The 16,438-nt window shown below is 45.7% G+C and carries 13 protein-coding genes and 1 other annotated feature; of the genes, 8 read left to right on the top strand and 5 right to left on the bottom strand.

Translation table 11 applies throughout. The features are described from left to right. Positions 1-103: 103 nt before the first annotated feature. Positions 104-724 carry an L-threonylcarbamoyladenylate synthase gene (locus L1D15_RS09420; RefSeq protein ID WP_239875412.1) on the bottom strand — a complete coding sequence of 207 codons (621 nt, stop codon included), beginning with the start codon at positions 722-724 and terminating at the stop codon, positions 104-106. Positions 725-808: 84 nt separating this feature from the next. Beyond that, the gene (locus L1D15_RS09415) at positions 809-1,666 is read right to left on the bottom strand and encodes a PHP domain-containing protein (protein ID WP_239868413.1); all 858 of its coding nucleotides are present in this window, start codon (positions 1,664-1,666) and stop codon (positions 809-811) included. Between the two features lie 82 nt (positions 1,667-1,748). Between L1D15_RS09415 and L1D15_RS09410 the strand changes: the two genes are divergently transcribed. The 8 genes from L1D15_RS09410 (at position 1,749) to L1D15_RS09375 (ending at position 10,377) form a co-directional block, all read left to right on the top strand. Further along, positions 1,749-1,874, top strand: a complete 126-nt coding sequence (locus tag L1D15_RS09410) for a Trp operon leader peptide (RefSeq protein WP_239836618.1) — start codon at positions 1,749-1,751, stop codon at positions 1,872-1,874. Further along, positions 1,821-1,923 (top strand) — a sequence feature (Trp leader region). Its footprint overlaps the gene before it by 54 nt. Positions 1,924-2,054: 131 nt before the next feature. Continuing rightward, positions 2,055-3,620: an anthranilate synthase component 1 gene (locus L1D15_RS09405; protein ID WP_239875411.1), complete on the top strand. Its 1,566-nt coding sequence runs from the start codon at positions 2,055-2,057 to the stop codon at positions 3,618-3,620. 3 nt (positions 3,621-3,623) lie between these two features. Beyond that, positions 3,624-4,232 carry an aminodeoxychorismate/anthranilate synthase component II gene (locus tag L1D15_RS09400; RefSeq protein ID WP_239875410.1) on the top strand — a complete coding sequence of 203 codons (609 nt, stop codon included), beginning with the start codon at positions 3,624-3,626 and terminating at the stop codon, positions 4,230-4,232. 10 nt (positions 4,233-4,242) lie between these two features. Then, a complete protein-coding gene (trpD, locus tag L1D15_RS09395) occupies positions 4,243-5,241 on the top strand; it encodes an anthranilate phosphoribosyltransferase (RefSeq protein ID WP_239875409.1) in 999 nt (332 codons plus the stop codon). Between the two features lie 23 nt (positions 5,242-5,264). Beyond that, positions 5,265-6,692, top strand: coding sequence for a bifunctional indole-3-glycerol-phosphate synthase TrpC/phosphoribosylanthranilate isomerase TrpF (gene trpCF / locus L1D15_RS09390; protein ID WP_239875408.1), 1,428 nt, complete (start codon positions 5,265-5,267; stop codon positions 6,690-6,692). A 90-nt stretch (positions 6,693-6,782) separates the two neighbouring features. Further along, positions 6,783-7,973: a tryptophan synthase subunit beta gene (trpB, locus tag L1D15_RS09385; protein WP_006958942.1), complete on the top strand. Its 1,191-nt coding sequence runs from the start codon at positions 6,783-6,785 to the stop codon at positions 7,971-7,973. Continuing rightward, entirely contained in the window at positions 7,973-8,779 is an 807-nt protein-coding gene (gene trpA, locus L1D15_RS09380; protein ID WP_239875407.1) for a tryptophan synthase subunit alpha, read from the top strand. The genes trpB and trpA overlap by 1 nt, the downstream gene beginning before the upstream one ends. A gap of 338 nt (positions 8,780-9,117) precedes the next feature. Beyond that, positions 9,118-10,377, top strand: a complete 1,260-nt coding sequence (locus L1D15_RS09375) for a dicarboxylate/amino acid:cation symporter (protein ID WP_239875406.1) — start codon at positions 9,118-9,120, stop codon at positions 10,375-10,377. A gap of 64 nt (positions 10,378-10,441) precedes the next feature. Here the strand turns inward: L1D15_RS09375 and L1D15_RS09370 are convergent, their stop codons facing one another. The 3 genes from L1D15_RS09370 to L1D15_RS09360 form a co-directional block, all read right to left on the bottom strand. Further along, positions 10,442-10,933, bottom strand: coding sequence for an outer membrane beta-barrel protein (locus L1D15_RS09370; RefSeq protein ID WP_239875405.1), 492 nt, complete (start codon positions 10,931-10,933; stop codon positions 10,442-10,444). 102 nt (positions 10,934-11,035) lie between these two features. Further along, positions 11,036-14,965: an ATP-dependent RNA helicase HrpA gene (gene hrpA, locus L1D15_RS09365; protein ID WP_239875404.1), complete on the bottom strand. Its 3,930-nt coding sequence runs from the start codon at positions 14,963-14,965 to the stop codon at positions 11,036-11,038. Positions 14,966-15,098: 133 nt separating this feature from the next. Then, positions 15,099-16,391, bottom strand: a complete 1,293-nt coding sequence (locus L1D15_RS09360) for a MipA/OmpV family protein (RefSeq protein WP_239875436.1) — start codon at positions 16,389-16,391, stop codon at positions 15,099-15,101. Positions 16,392-16,438 lie beyond the last annotated feature (47 nt).

Below are 16,438 nucleotides of genomic sequence, written 5' to 3'. Positions count from 1 at the left end.
GTGAGACTTAACAATCAGCATAGCAGTCAGTGGGAAGTTTTGCGGGTAAAGAGAGCATAAGCATCAATGTCTTATGCTCTTTGGGAGCCAGCAAAATTGGCTGTTACTTGAAAGGCGCAGGATCTCCAGAGCCTAAACGAGCAATAACAGGTTCATCATCACTGAAGTCAACCACTGTTGTTGGTTGCTCACCAAGGTAACCACCGTTGAGAATACAATCGACAGCATGCTCCAGTTGGTCGCGAATCTCTTCTGGATCAGACTCTGTAATTTCGTTACCCGGAAGAATAAGAGACGTCGACATCAGTGGCTCACCGAGCGCTTCGAGAAGATCGAGTGCGATGCGGTTATCGGGGACGCGGATACCAATCGTTTTACGCTTCGAGTTCATTAAGCGACGAGGAACTTCTTTGGTGCCTTTGAAAATGAAAGTGTACGGCCCAGGCGTGTTGTTCTTTAGTAAACGAAATGCCGTATTGTCGACACGGGCATACAAAGACAATTCGGACAAATCACGACAAAGTAGCGTGAAGTTGTGCTTCTCATCCAATCGGCGAATCTTACAGATTCGTTCTAATGCTTGTTTATTTTCTAATTGGCAACCCAGTGCGTAACCTGAATCTGTTGGGTAAATAACCACGCCACCATTACGAATAATTGCTACAGCCTGATTAATCAAGCGAGCCTGCGGGTTTTCTGGGTGAACGTAAAAAAACTGGCTCATTGTCATTCCTCATCATCGAGTCTCTCGACTCTATATATCTTAACGTATTGATTTAATAGCAATCTTATAAACTAATCAGTCCAATTATTGACCATCAGCTTGCGAAGGCTCAATACCCCAATCTTTCCATACAGGTTCAACACCTGCAGGTAGCCATAGATTTCTGCCCAACTCCATCCAAGGAGATGGATAATGGAAATCGCTGCCTTGAGACGCTAATAGTTTGTATTGTATAGCATAATTAGCCAAGTTGCGTCTTTCTTGTTGACCTTGTTGTGGTTGAGCCACCTCCATCGCATCACCACCCGCTTCAACAAATGCTGTAATCAGTCGTTTTATCCACTTAGCAGTTAAGTTGTAACGTCCCGGATGGGCTAGAACGGCCTGCCCACCTGCGCTATGAATAGCCGATACCGCTTCTTCCATTGAACACCAACTGGGCGGCACATAACCAGGGTTATTGCGAGTTAGATATTTTTTAAATACCTGCTGCATGGTTTTCGCGTAACCGTTATCAACCAACCATTTAGCAAAATGAGCACGGGTGATGGGCGCATCCCCCGCAATAGCTTGAACCTCTTCCAGTACGCCCTCTCTGGTTGCCTTAGCCAAACGATGCGCCATCATTTCAGCTCGACCTTCTCGATGCTTTTTCTGCTGCTCGATGAGCTTGCCAAGTTGCTCAGATTGCGGATCTAAATTCAACCCAACGATATGGATATCCTTGTTCTGCCATACCGTTGAGATTTCGATACCGTTAATGATCTTAATTGGCAGCTGGTTTGCTTCTACGTACTGATGCGCTTGCTCTAAACCATCGACCGTATCATGATCAGTGATCGCGAGGACATCAATGTTGAAACCGAGAGCTCTGTCTATCAATTCGTTGGCAGGTAATCGTCCGTCAGAGGCGGTTGTGTGGCTGTGTAAATCAATTCTCATAAATGTGTTTTTTTAGTTGACTTTTTACCTCTGCACTAGTTAACTAGTACACAAATACGAAGTACCTGAATAAAGGCTCACTATGTTACAAGAATTTAACCAAAACCAAAAAGCGAATCTTGCATCTGACACTCTACGTGACAGTTCTGCAAACCTTGCTTGGTGGCGCACTTGGACAAGTTCTTGGTGGGCTAACGTGTACTTTTAATTGAACAGATTAATGTTACCAAGCCCGCTACTAAAGCGGGCTTTTTGTTTTGTCGGATACAAAGCACTCAACTGATCAAACATTCATCAATTACTGCAAAATCCACATTGGGTGAATGTTTTCTTTGTGCGACTATGTACGACAGGAAGTAAGAAAGAATACAAATGAAAAGGAGGTCTTGTGAACAAGGCCATTGAAATCAAAAAGCTAGGAAATCTTGAAGTCATTCAAGCGTCTGCACCTTACGCACAGGACCCAACTCGTCTGTTTCATTCCTTGTGTGAGAATAAAACTGACAGCTTATTATTAGAGTCTGCGGAAATTGACTCTAAGCAAAACCTCAAAAGCTTGCTGATCGTAGATTCTGCCGTTCGCATCGTTTGCAACGGTCACATCGTTACCATGCAAGCACTGACGAATAACGGCAAACACCTGCTTTCTCATTTGACTCACAACATTCACAACAATGTGACTCATTCTTTTGACGGCACGACGCTGATACTTAAGCTCGAAGCACCTTGCGACACATTAGATGAAGATTCTCGCTTACGCGAAGCTTCATCCTTTGACGCCCTGCGCCTAGTTCAACACAGCTTTGACCTCAGTGAACAGCAAAAGCATGCGCTTTTCCTTGGTGGCTTATTTGCTTACGATATGGTGGCTAATTTTGAACCTTTAGGTGATGCCGAAGCCACTAATAAATGTCCAGATTATGTGTTCTATGTCGCTGAAACACTGCTCATTGTTGACCACCAACGCGAGTCCTGTGACCTACAAGCTACCTTATTTGCAAACGAAGAAGAAAAAGCAACGTTAGAATCTCGTATCGAAAGCATTCAATCTCAATGCTCCAACCTTAAACATTTACCACTGGCAACGAAACTGCCCAACATCACCCCTCAACCAAGTGTGAGTGATGCCGATTTCTGTCAGATCGTTCGCGATCTAAAACAATATGTGGTTAAAGGCGATATCTTTCAGGTTGTTCCGTCACGTCGCTTTACTCTGCCTTGCCCCTCACCTCTTGCAGCATATAAAGAGCTCAAGCAAAGTAACCCAAGCCCTTATATGTTCTATATGCAAGATGAACTCTTCACACTATTCGGAGCTTCACCAGAAAGTGCTCTGAAATATGAGACTGAGACTAATCAGGTCGAGATCTACCCTATTGCTGGTACACGTCGTCGTGGCAAGCGTCCTGATGGTGCTATAGATTTTGACCTCGACAGCCGTATTGAGCTTGAGCTACGTACCGACATGAAAGAAAACGCCGAACACATGATGCTAGTCGATCTCGCGCGTAACGACGTTGCTCGTATTTCTCAGGCAGGCTCTCGTCATGTGGCCGATTTACTTAAAGTCGACCGCTACAGCCATGTTATGCATCTGGTGTCTCGTGTGGTTGGTCAACTTCGCGAAGATCTCGATGCTCTTCACGCCTACCAAGCCTGTATGAATATGGGGACGCTTACCGGGGCACCTAAAATCCGTGCGATGCAACTGATTCGCGATGTCGAAGGCGCTCGCCGTGGTAGCTATGGTGGAGCGGTAGGTTACCTAACAGGTGAAGGCACACTCGATACCTGCATCGTCATTCGCTCTGCTTACGTGGAAGATGGCATTGCACAAGTTCAGGCAGGTGCTGGGGTGGTATTTGATTCAGAGCCACAAGCCGAAGCAGATGAAACTCGTGGTAAGGCGCAAGCCGTCATCTCTGCTATTCAATCTGCACATAAGGAGTCGTAAGAGATGGCTAACATTGTATTTATTGATAACTTCGACTCATTTACCTACAACTTGGTCGATCAGTTTCGTTCACTGGGTCATAAAGTCACCATCTACCGTAACCATATCAGCGCTTCGGCAATTGAAGCAGCCGTCAACAAACTTTCTAATCCAGTCATTTTGTTGTCACCTGGGCCAGGAGCGCCTTCTGAAGCTGGGTCAATGCCGGAAGTCATTCAACGTCTCAAAGGTAAAGTGCCGATGATTGGCATCTGCCTAGGTCATCAGGCTATTGTTGAAGCTTATGGAGGCACCGTAGCCGGTGCAGGGAAAATCGTTCACGGCAAAGTGTCGATGATGGAGCATCAGCACCATGCCACCTATTCAGACTTACCTTCACCACTTGCCATTGCGCGTTACCATTCATTGGTGGCGACAGAAGTGCCACCTTCTCTTACCGTCACCGCCGAAGTTGACGGGCTGGTGATGTCGGTAGTACAAGAACAAGATAAGATTTGCGGATTCCAGTTCCATCCAGAATCGATTATGACTACCTACGGTGCAACCCTATTGGCGAACGCCATCGAATGGGCTCTTGGTCATTCAGAACAAACGTCAGCACAGCAGCAATAAGGAAGAGAAAATGGAAACGATCATTAATAAACTTTATGAGCAGCAGTCACTGACTCAAGATGAAAGCCAGCAACTCTTTGATGTTATTATTCGTGGTGAACTCGACCCTATCCTGATGGCTTCTGCGCTAACTGCCCTGAAGATCAAAGGGGAAACACCGGATGAAATCGCTGGAGCGGCTAAGGCCTTACTTGCTAACGCCAATCCCTTTCCTCGCCCTGACTATGATTTTGCCGATATCGTGGGCACAGGTGGCGATGGTCACAATACCATCAACATTTCGACCACAGCCGCCTTTGTTGCCGCTGCCTGCGGCCTAAAAGTCGCCAAACATGGAAACCGCAGTGTTTCAAGCAAATCTGGCTCTTCTGACTTGCTTGATTCATTTGGCATCAACCTAGCGATGAGTGCGGAAGACACTCGCTCTGCTGTTGATAGCCTAGGAGTGGCTTTTTTGTTTGCGCCGCAATATCACAGTGGTGTTCGCCACGCGATGCCAGTGCGTCAGACAATGAAAACGCGCACCATTTTTAACATCTTAGGCCCGCTGATTAACCCAGCGCGGCCAAACATCGAACTCATGGGTGTTTACAGTGAAGAGCTGGTTCTTCCTATTGCTGAAACCATGCTAAAGATGGGCATGAAGCGTGCTGCAGTCGTTCATGGCAGTGGTTTAGACGAAGTCGCTATCCATGGCAGCACCACTGTTGCAGAAATCAAAGATGGACAGATAACCGAATACACCCTTACTCCTGAAGACTTTGGCCTTTCGGCCCATCCTCTAGAAGCGATTAAAGGTGGAGATCCAGAAGAAAACAAAGCCATTATTACCCATATCCTCACAGGTAAAGGTACCGATGCACAACTAGGAGCCGTAGCTGTAAACGTTGCGCTTCTGATGCGTTTATTTGGTCATGAAGATCTCAAGGCCAATACTCAGCAAGCTATTGAGGCTATGAACTCTGGTAAAGCGTTTGAGCTGGTTAATCAGCTAGCAGCTCACGCCTAAGCACCTGAAGGAAGGAACAAAAGATGACTCAGACGCAAGATAAACTTTCAGAGCACGTGTCCCTAAAAGAAGCGCAAATGGCAGAAGTATTGGCAAAAATCGTTCGTGATAAGTACATCTGGGTGGAAGAACGTAAAGCCTCTCAACCTTTGGAGCAGTTTAAAGAGGCGCTAACTCCGTCTGATCGTAGCTTCTATGACGCAGTAAGCGGTAAAAAAACTGCCTTCATCACAGAATGTAAGAAGGCGTCTCCGTCTAAGGGACTGATTCGTGACGACTTTGACCTCGATTACATTGCGTCCGTGTACAATAATCACGCTGATGCGATTTCAGTGCTCACCGATGAAAAGTACTTTCAAGGAAACTTCGATTTCCTGCCACAAGTGAGAAAGCAAACATCTCAACCGATTCTGTGTAAAGACTTTATGGTCGATACTTATCAGGTTTATCTAGCTCGCCATTATTCTGCTGATGCGATTCTGCTGATGCTATCTGTACTTGATGACGCCGAGTATAAAGCACTGGAAGAAGTAGCTCACTCACTCAACATGGGCATTCTGACCGAAGTCAGTAATGAGGAAGAGTTACACCGCGCAGTAAAACTTGGCGCTAAAGTTATTGGTATTAATAACCGCAACTTACGTGACCTAACAACAGATTTGAACCGCACCAAAGAGCTGGCACCAACAATACGTGAGCTGGCACCAGAGGCAACCATCATTTCCGAATCTGGCATCTACACACACCAGCAAGTACGAGATCTTGCAGATTTTGCAGATGGTTTCCTAATCGGCAGCTCATTGATGGCAGAAGACAATCTAGAACTGGCCGTACGTAAAGTCACGCTAGGGGAAAATAAGGTTTGTGGACTGACTCACCCTGACGATGCAGCAAAAGCATACAAGGCAGGGGCAGTATTCGGTGGTTTAATCTTTGTTTCTAAGTCAAAGCGTTATGTGGATTTAGAAACCGCCCGTCTAACCATGTCTGGTGCTCCATTGAAATACGTAGGTGTCTTTCAGAACCATGATATCGAGACCATTGCCACGATCACCAAGGAGCTTGGTCTAAGTGCAATACAACTGCATGGAGATGAAGATCAGGACTATGTCGATACACTCCATACTCAGTTGGGTGAACAAGTTGAAATCTGGAAAGCCTACGGTGTAACAGACTGCTTACCAGAACTGCTAGACACTCCAGTCAGCCGCCACTTACTCGATACAAAAGTAGGCTCGCAAACAGGTGGCACTGGCTTGGTCTTCGACTGGTCATTACTCAGTGACACATCAAAAGTGATGCTCGCGGGTGGCATATCTCCTTTCAACGCTCAGAAAGCGGCCCAACAAGGCTGTCTAGGTCTGGATTTAAACTCAGGCGTTGAAGTTTCACCCGGCAAGAAAGATGCAGAGAAGCTGCAACAGGCATTTAATGCGATTCGCAGCTACTAAATAGATTTATTAAAGATCAATTACTCATAATTAAAGAAATTTTTTGGTGTGCTAGAGAGCAATGCCAAACTGAATTGAAGGAATAAAACCATGGCAAAACTTGATGCCTACTTCGGCGAATACGGTGGTCAGTATGTACCGCAAATTCTCGTTCCTGCACTGGAACAGCTAGAACAAGCGTTTATCGATGCGCAAGAAGACCCAGAGTTTCGCAGCGAGTTTATGACCCTGCTGCAAGAATACGCAGGTCGCCCAACGGCACTAACACTGACTCGCAATCTGACCAAAGGTACAAAAACCAAACTGTACCTCAAGCGCGAAGATTTATTGCACGGTGGCGCGCACAAGACTAACCAAGTGCTAGGTCAGGCACTGTTGGCTAAGCGTATGGGCAAAAACGAGATCATTGCGGAAACTGGTGCAGGTCAGCACGGCGTAGCAACTGCACTGGCTTGTGCATTGCTCGGTCTGAAATGTCGCGTGTACATGGGAGCAAAAGACGTAGAACGTCAAAGCCCGAACGTGTTCCGTATGAAACTTATGGGTGCGGAAGTCATTCCTGTTCACTCAGGCTCTGCAACTCTTAAAGATGCATGTAATGAAGCACTGCGTGACTGGTCTGCAAGCTACGAAGAAGCTCACTACTTGCTGGGTACCGCTGCTGGTCCTCATCCATTCCCGACCATAGTGCGTGATTTCCAACGCATGATTGGCGAAGAAACAAAAAACCAGATTCTGGCTCGTGAAGGGCGCCTTCCTGATGCAGTCATCGCTTGTGTGGGTGGTGGCTCAAATGCAATCGGTATGTTTGCTGACTTTATTGAAGAGGAAACGGTTCGCCTGATCGGTGTTGAACCTGCAGGTAAAGGTATCGATACCGACCAGCATGGCGCCCCTCTTAAGCACGGTAAAACCGGCATCTTCTTTGGTATGAAAGCGCCACTGATGCAAGACGTAAACGGGCAAGTTGAAGAATCTTACTCTGTTTCTGCGGGCCTTGATTTCCCTTCAGTTGGACCTCAACACGCTCACTTAAATGCAATTGGCCGCGCGGAATACGACAACGTAACCGATGATGAGGCTTTGGAAGCATTCCAAGAACTTGCCCGCAGTGAAGGTATTATTCCTGCACTAGAGTCATCTCATGCACTAGCTCATGCACTACGTATGGCTCGTGAGAACCCAGACAAAGAACAACTACTTGTGGTAAACCTATCAGGTCGTGGTGACAAAGACATCTTTACTGTTCACGCCATTCTAGAAGAAAAAGGAGTTATCTAATGAGCCGTTATGAGTCTATGTTTGAGCGCCTGAACGAGAAAAACCAAGGTGCTTTTGTTCCTTTCGTAACCGTGTGCGATCCAAACCCGGAGCAGTCCCTGAAAATTATGGAGACACTGGTTGAAGCGGGTGCCGATGCACTTGAACTGGGTATTCCGTTTTCGGATCCACTTGCGGATGGCCCTACTATTCAAGGAGCGAACATTCGCGCACTGGATTCGGGAGCAACTCCAGATATCTGCTTTGATTTGATTGGAAAAATCCGCGCCAAATACCCAGAACTCCCAATCGGCCTTCTGATGTACGCAAACCTTGTTTACGCGCGCGGTATCGATAGCTTTTACCAGCGTTGTGCGAATGCCGGTATCGACTCTGTGTTGATTGCTGACGTACCAACCAATGAAAGCCAAGAGTTTGTTGAGGCGGCTAAGAAGCACGGCATTGAGCCTATCTTCATTGCACCGCCAACGGCGTCAGAAGAGACACTAAAATCAGTTGCTGAACTAGGTGGCGGCTATACCTACCTACTCTCGCGTGCTGGTGTAACCGGTGCAGAAACAAAGGCCAACATGCCAGTAAGTGATCTTTTAGATAAACTCAATAAATACGACGCACCGCCATCGCTTCTCGGTTTTGGTATATCTCAGCCCGATCAGGTTAAACAAGCGATTGAGTCTGGTGCCGCAGGGGCAATTTCAGGCTCTGCTATCGTCAAAATCATCGAATCACACGTTGAGTCTCCGCAAGAAATGTTAAACCAACTCGCGAGTTTTGTTTCACCGATGAAAGCCGCAACACAAAAGTAGCGAACTAGCCATCTAAACACCTATGAGATCGGTTTCTTAACAACTTAAGACACCGATCTTTTTTTTAACATCTATTCTTTTTATCCACGCCTTCATTTGAATTAAAAAAACCAATGTTTAGATAACAACTCATCCCCCCAAGCGAATAGCAAACGTTTGCTATTAATCAAAAAGTTATCACCCATCAAGGAAAATGATTTTAATCGACCCAATTAACTTGGGCGCTTATTGCTAAATGTAAAAATAAAGTGTAAAAAGCGAAGCGAAATTACTGTCTAAATTATAAATTTTATTTAGATATTAATTCTGGAATTTTAAAATTTGTTAGCACAGAGGTTATGGAAGTGTTAAAAGAAAAGAATTTGCTAAGCAACATTGGCATTCAGGTTGTCATCGCTATGATTGTAGGTACTGCCGTGGGTGCCTTCATGGGAAACAGCGCTACCATCTTCGCTCCATTAGGTGCGATTTTTATCAATTTAATTAAAATGCTGGTTATCCCTTTGGTCGCCGTAGCCTTGATCTCAGGTGCAGCGGGTTTAGGTAATAGCCAATCTGCTGGTAAAGTGGGCTTGGTCACCTTAGGTTACTTTGGCTTAACGTCAGCACTCGCTGTTGCACTTGCTCTATTTATGGGTGAAGTCTTCAAACCAGGCATGGGTATCGATGTTTCAGGCATCGAGGGCATGTTCTCATCTGAATACGCTTCTAAAGGTGAACTACCTTCTTTCTGGGCAACCATCACAGGTATGATCCCAACAAACGTTTTCCAGTCACTGAATGAAGCAAACATACTGCAAATCCTAGTATTCTGTATGTTCTTTGGCATTGCGATTTCTAAGCAAGCGAAAGAACGCCGTGACCCAATCATTAACGGCGTAAATTGCATTGTTGATGCAATGGTTTGGATGATCAACAAAGTAATGATCATTGCGCCACTGGGTGTATTTGGCCTAATGGCAGAAGCGGTCGGCACTTTCGGCTTTGGCGCCTTAATGGTGGTATTCAAACTGTTCGTAGTTTATGTCGCGGCCATTCTTGTATTTGGTTTTGTGGTTTACCCGCTAATGGTTCACATCTTTACCAAAACATCTGCGAAGAAGTTCCTGACAGCGATGAAGAAGCCTCAAGCCGTTGCTCTCTCCACGGCTTCATCCATGGCAACATTACCTGTCACGATGGACACCTGTGAGCATGAGCTGGGTGTACGAAATTCAACAGCGTCTTTCGTTCTCCCGCTGGGCGCAACAATCAATATGTCAGGTAACGCGATTTACTACGGTTTAGTCGCAATCTTCTTCGCGCAACTGTTCAACATCGATCTTGGTATGGGCGCGTACATTGCCATCATTATTACCTCGACACTTGGTGCAGTAGGTCAAGCGGGGGTACCTGGCCCTTCGTTCCTAGTGGTTGCTGTTCTTCTGGCAGCAGGTATCCCTATCGAAGGTCTGCCACTCTTGTTCGCTCTTGACCGTATCTTCGACATGATCCGTACTGCATTGAACATCACAGGTGACGCCGCTTGTGCTGTGATTGTTGATTCACTGATTGAAGAAGACGTAAAAGAAGCTGATCTTCAAAAACAGCAAGCTTAAGAGCTGATTTCAGGTAACAAAAAGCCCGGCTAGTAACTAGCCGGGCTTTTTCGTGATATGTCTATTACAAGAAGTGGAATGTCGCGTTTAGCGAGAAGTTCTTCACATCGTCTTCTTTCATATTGAATACGCTGTAGCTTGCCCCTAAAGAAAGAGGCCCCATGACAAAGTACTCAGCCCCGACGCCATACATCACATCGATCTCATCTTCTTTAAAACCATCAGCTTCTAAGTCATATGAATGAAGGCCGCCTTTCGCGTATACATGCAGTGGGCCAAAATCAAGGCTTGGTTTCGCAGCAAAGTAAATTGAAGAACCAGTTAGGTTCGTTTTAATACCAGAGTAATCAACACGATCATAATCGCCCAAGTCTTGGTAACCCGCTTCAAGGCCAATGAATGGCAAAATACCTGTACCAACATGAACGTTGTATGAGGTTGTAGATTCACCACCTAAGTCTGCTTGACCTACACTTGCACTACCGTAGATCCATGAGTCCGCTGATGCTGTTGCTGATGCACCTAATAAAGCTAGTGCGAGTAGTGTCTTTTTCATATTTAACCTTCTTTCTTTTCCCTTTGCAGAGGCTGCCACGGCAATCCTCTGCCAGTATAAGTCAAAATATTGTTATGTTTAAGTTTAATGCAATTTATATACCTAGCATTGGTCAATCGCGTTCTTTACGCGTTTGTCCGATACCGGATATGGCGTGCCCAGCTGCTGAGCAAAATAGCTAACGCGCAGTTCTTCAAGCATCCAACGCACTTCTTTGACGTTATCTGGTACAGCCATTCCTTTAGGAATTTTGTTGAGCAATTCTTTGTAGTCGTTAGTAACGGCCTCAATCTTCAGCATATGCAAACGGTCCTTATTAGGATCGATTGGCAACTTCTCCATACGACGCTCAATCGCTTTCATGTAACGCAAAATATCTGGAAGGCGTCTCCAACCACATTCTGTCGCAAACCCTTTAAAGATAAGCCCCTCAATTTGCGCCTTAATATCAGATAAAGCAAAAGCCATCGAGAAGTCTATCTTGCCCTTTAACTTCTTATTAATACTGAATGCGGTTGTCAGAATTGTCTCTACTTGTTTCGCAATCTCCACCACAGTATCACCGAGTTCGGCTCGAACATGCTCTTTAAGCTGCTCAAATTCCTCAGGTTGCCAAACTATTCCGCCTTTTTCTTCGATCAGTTTATCCACACCACAAGCAATACAGTCATCAATCAGGTCAAGGACTTTCCCATAAGGGTTAAAATATAGACCGAGTTTAGACTTATTTGGCAAGTTACTGTGCAGATATTTGATCGGAGATGGTACGTTCAGCAATATCAATCGACGTTGGCCAGCCCGCATCGCAGAGGCCTGTTCTTGCTCCGTCTCGTAGAGTTTGATTTCAACACTGTCTTTGCTATCAACAATCGCTGGATAAGCTTTGACGTCATAGCCGCCGCGCTTTTGCTGATAAACTTTTGGCAACTCACCAAAACTCCAAGTATGAAGCCCTTGTTGCTCAATATCGTCATCGGCGACTTTAGAGAGTGTTTCCTGGACTTTGTCTTTTAGGCTCTCTTTTAGCTCATGCAGATCGCGATTTTCTTTGAGTTTACGGTTTCTATGGTCCACTGCGCGGAAGGTAACCTTCAAGTGATCAGGTACTTGCTCCATATTCCAATCTTCGCGTAACACTTCCACGCCAGTCATACGGCGAAGCTCTTTTTCCAGAGCGTCAAGTAAAGGGGCTTCCATTGGCGTGGCACGAGCTAAAAATGCATCGGCGTAGTTGGGGGCAGGTACGAAGTTTTTACGAATCGTCTTTGGCAGTGATTTGATCAGGCTAACGACCAATTCATGGCGCAGCCCAGGAATTTGCCAGTCAAAACCTGCTTGTTCTACTTGGTTTAAAATAGGCAGAGGTAGGTGCACCGTGACACCGTCGTTATCTTCTCCCGGTTCAAATTGGTAGCTCAACTTGAGTTTAAGGCCATTCTGATGCCAGAAGTTAGGGTAATCCAAATCCGTAACATGGCTAGCGTCACCTTTGAAAAGCATTTCTTTTTCAAAGTTCAGCAGCTCACTGTTTTCTTTAGACGCGTTCTTCCACCAAGTATCAAAATGACGCCCTGAAACAACTTCCGTCCCCACTCGTTGGTCATAAAAATCAAACAGCTCATCATCATCAACCAGAATGTCGCGGCGACGGGACTTGTGTTCCAGCTCTTCCACTTCTTGAAGCAACTTACGATTTTGCTTAAAGAAAGCGTGTTTGGTTTCCCATTCACCTTCTACCAAAGCACTGCGAATAAAGATCTCACGGCTCACTGTTGCATCGATAGGGCCATAATTCACTAGGCGTTTAGGCACGATTGGCACGCCATAAAGCATCACTTTTTCATGAGCCATGACAGCAGCACGCTTTTTCGACCAATGTGGCTCGCTGTAACTGCGTTTAATCAGGTGCTTTGCCAGCGGTTCAATCCACTCCGGTTGGATCTTGGCGATAATACGCCCCCACAACTTTGATGTTTCCACTAGCTCGGCAGACACAATCCACTTTGGCTGTTTCTTAAACAACCCAGACGCAGGGAAGATATGGAAGCGCGCATTCCGTGCCCCTTGGTACTCATTCTTCTCCTGATCTTTCATACCAATGTGAGAAAGTAAACCGACCAGTATCGCACTGTGAGTTGCTTGGTAGCTCGCTGGTTCATCATTGAGTTTGAAGTCCATCTCACGCATAGACTGGTGTATCTGGAAATAGACGTCCTGCCACTCTCGGACTCGGAGATAGTTTAGATAGTCCTGCTTGCACTGCTTGCGGAATTGGTTTCCAGACAGCGTTTTTTGCTGCTTCTGAATGTAATCCCACAAATTAACCAACGTCAGGAAATCAGACTCTTCGTGAAAGAAACGTCTGTGCTTATCGTCTGACGATTGCTGTTTATCGCTTGGTCTCTCTCTCGGATCCTGAATCGAAAGTGCAGAAGCGATAACCATGACTTCTTTCAGTGCCCCATACTTTGGCGCTTCCAAAACCATACGGGCCAAACGTGGATCGATTGGCAAACGAGCTAACTGGCGACCAATTGAAGTCAGACGCTTTTTAGGGTCTTTTGCGTTTTCATTGATGGCACCGAGCTCTTCTAATAATCGCACACCGTCTTGAACATTGCGTTTATCAGGCGCTTCAACAAACGGGAAAGCTTGAATGTCACCCAACCCCAGCGCCGTCATCTGAAGGATAACCGATGCTAGGTTAGTACGAAGAATTTCAGGATCGGTAAACTCTGGACGAGACTCAAAATCTTCCTCAGAGTACAAACGGATACAAATGCCCTCCTCAACACGACCACAACGACCTTTACGTTGGTTGGCACTCGCTTGAGATACAGGCTCAATCGGCAGGCGCTGTACTTTAGTACGATAACTGTAGCGGCTGATACGCGCCGTACCCGGATCGATAACATACTTGATCCCTGGTACTGTCAGAGAGGTTTCAGCGACGTTCGTTGCTAAGACGATGCGACGTCCAGCATGTGGCTGAAAAATCTTGTTCTGTTCACCGGCTGAAAGACGCGCGTACAATGGGACAATCTCTGTGCTCTTCAGGTTACGCTTTGCCAATGCATCAGCAGTGTCACGAATTTCTCGTTCACCGTTCATGAAGATAAGAATATCCCCTAACCCTTCATCGCAAAGCTCATCGACCGCATCAAAAATACCTTCTAGCTGGTCACGCTCGACATCATCATCACCACGTAATGGTCGGTAACGCGTTTCGACTGGGTAAGTACGGCCAGACACCTCAATAATGGGTGCATCATTAAAATGCTTAGAAAATCGCTCAGGGTCAATCGTTGCCGAAGTGATGATCACTTTAAGATCAGGACGGCGTGGCAGCAGTTCTTTCAGGTAACCAAGGATAAAATCGATATTAAGACTGCGCTCGTGCGCTTCATCGATAATAATGGTGTCGTACTGGTTCAAGAAACGGTCATGCTGGATTTCAGCCAGCAAAATCCCGTCAGTCATCAGTTTAATTTGGGTATTGTCTGAAATTTGATCGTTGAATCTGACTTTATAACCGACAAACTCACCCAATTTAGTTTCCATCTCTTCCGCGATACGATTCGCTACCGAACGCGCAGCAAGGCGTCTTGGCTGAGTATGGCCAATCAAACCATATTGGCCACGCCCAAGCTCAGCACAAATTTTGGGGAGCTGAGTGGTTTTCCCTGAACCCGTTTCACCGGCGACAATAACCACTTGGTTTTCTTCAATCGCCTTTGCAATATCATCTTTTTTCTGACTTACTGGCAGAATTTCCGGGTATTCGATGGTGGGTTTGTAACTGGCTCTTTGCTCGACATCCATCATGGATTTAGCAATATCTAAGGCTATTTCATCGAAAACGGCATGACGAGACGCTTCTTTCTTTATTTTACTGGCGCCTGAAATGCGCTTACTCAGACGAAACCTATCTTTGAGCATGCACTGATTCAATGCCTTACGCAGAGAAGTAGCCGTGTTGGCCTGCACTTTCTCTTCAGAGGCGGTATTTTTTTCTGGCTGTGACGAAGTCAAAGCGTTACCTATTCTTTTCACTACATAAAACTGCGACAAATTGTACCACAGTCACCGTGACAAATGTCTCAGTCCATACAACAAAAAAGCCGTTAGTGACGTTCTCACTAACGGCTTTTCATCATCGGCTCAATCAAAAGTCGAACTGCACATAGATGGTATTGTAGTTACTGCCACCTTTAATCCGACCATATTGGGACGCTTGTTCAAATATCGCGCTGCGATGATGCAGTGAATAACCCACCCACATGTTGTCTAAGTCACGCTTGTTGAATAAATCGCCAATGTTGACGTCAAACGAAAAATCGAGATAGTTAAGGAAATTACTCGCGTTGTAACCCTTAGAGTCCATCTCCGTTTGTTCGATATACGTGATGCTGTCAATGAATGACATCCCTTCAGCCACACCAAATCGCCACTGAGTCGGCCAATTAAACGTGTAGTAGGCTTTAATCGCAGCAACGTATTCGGTGCTGGCAGATTGCACATCTGAAGACCAGTGATGAACAATGCCCGGTGTAAAGTAAATATCCAGCGGCACACCAAACAATTCGTCCGTTAAAGGATGACCATAGAAAAGCGACGTCATTTGGTTATTGTATGGGTCTTTTTCTGTATTGAGCTTCATGATGTCGCCGATATTGGATGGCGTTGCCCAACCATGCGCAATCCGAACGTAACGTTTATTCTTGAGTTCAGGCTTAGGCGCTTTCGATTTATCATTAAAAAAACCAAAGCCAACAAAAAACTCGCCTTGATACCTATCTTCAACGGTATTGGAATGATAGGCGTTATTATCCAGTCGGGTCACGCTGGTAGAACCCAACAGATACAAGTTGGAATAAACGTGATAACGCGCGTCTATTCCTATGTTGAGATCAAGGCCACCACCAATATTTTCTTTGGTGATATCGGAAAAAGAGTAATACTGACTATTGAAATCCGCATCCTTATAACGAAGACGGGCATGTGGCCTAAGTTCCCAGTCCCCATAATCAAACTCACCACTCACGCTTAGGTTACTATGGAAACGAAACTCGTCATCTGTCATCAATTCAGCATCTAGGTACCAATCATCATCAAGGAAATAGCGTAGTTGACCACCAAAGTCGACCGCATCTCCACCATTAGCATTTTGTTCAGAAGAGGGGATGTCTACAAACCTAAGCCGCATTAATGCACTCAACTGGAAGGCCTCATCCTCTGGCTTAAAAAGATAAGCCCCGCCCTGCAAACCTTCGACAAACACGTGCTCGTTCTCAAAATACATCATCGGTACAAACGTACCAACCGTCTGGTCATTGTTACCCGTGTAAAAAGGGATGGAAGCCATACGATAGACAGCAGCAATACCCCAATCTTGTTCACTGATGCCTTTCTCTTCCTCGGCGACAGCAGAAAAACTGACGGCGTTTACTACTAGCATCGTCAGTGTCGATAGTTTCTTTACGCTAATCATTTTTTATCCAAAAC

The sequence above is a fragment of the Vibrio sp. Isolate25 genome (assembly GCF_022398025.1).
GTDB classification, from domain to species: Bacteria; Pseudomonadota; Gammaproteobacteria; order Enterobacterales; family Vibrionaceae; genus Vibrio; species Vibrio coralliilyticus_A.
Note: the sequence above shows the minus strand (reverse complement) of the source record. Positions and strands in the feature narration are given on the sequence as shown.

Excerpts from the sequence above, each read along its gene's own strand:
- trpCF (WP_239875408.1), top strand. The coding sequence starts at position 5,265 with ATGACTCAGACGCAAGATAAACTTTCAGAGCACGTGTCCCTAAAAGAA.
- L1D15_RS09370 (WP_239875405.1), bottom strand. The coding sequence starts at position 10,933 with ATGAAAAAGACACTACTCGCACTAGCTTTATTAGGTGCATCAGCAACA.
- trpB (WP_006958942.1), top strand. The coding sequence starts at position 6,783 with ATGGCAAAACTTGATGCCTACTTCGGCGAATACGGTGGTCAGTATGTA.
- L1D15_RS09360 (WP_239875436.1), bottom strand. The coding sequence starts at position 16,391 with ATGCTAGTAGTAAACGCCGTCAGTTTTTCTGCTGTCGCCGAGGAAGAG.
- L1D15_RS09420 (WP_239875412.1), bottom strand. The coding sequence starts at position 724 with ATGAGCCAGTTTTTTTACGTTCACCCAGAAAACCCGCAGGCTCGCTTG.
- L1D15_RS09415 (WP_239868413.1), bottom strand. The coding sequence starts at position 1,666 with ATGAGAATTGATTTACACAGCCACACAACCGCCTCTGACGGACGATTA.
- trpD (WP_239875409.1), top strand. The coding sequence starts at position 4,243 with ATGGAAACGATCATTAATAAACTTTATGAGCAGCAGTCACTGACTCAA.
- trpA (WP_239875407.1), top strand. The coding sequence starts at position 7,973 with ATGAGCCGTTATGAGTCTATGTTTGAGCGCCTGAACGAGAAAAACCAA.
- L1D15_RS09400 (WP_239875410.1), top strand. The coding sequence starts at position 3,624 with ATGGCTAACATTGTATTTATTGATAACTTCGACTCATTTACCTACAAC.
- L1D15_RS09410 (WP_239836618.1), top strand. The coding sequence starts at position 1,749 with ATGTTACAAGAATTTAACCAAAACCAAAAAGCGAATCTTGCATCTGAC.
- L1D15_RS09375 (WP_239875406.1), top strand. The coding sequence starts at position 9,118 with ATGGAAGTGTTAAAAGAAAAGAATTTGCTAAGCAACATTGGCATTCAG.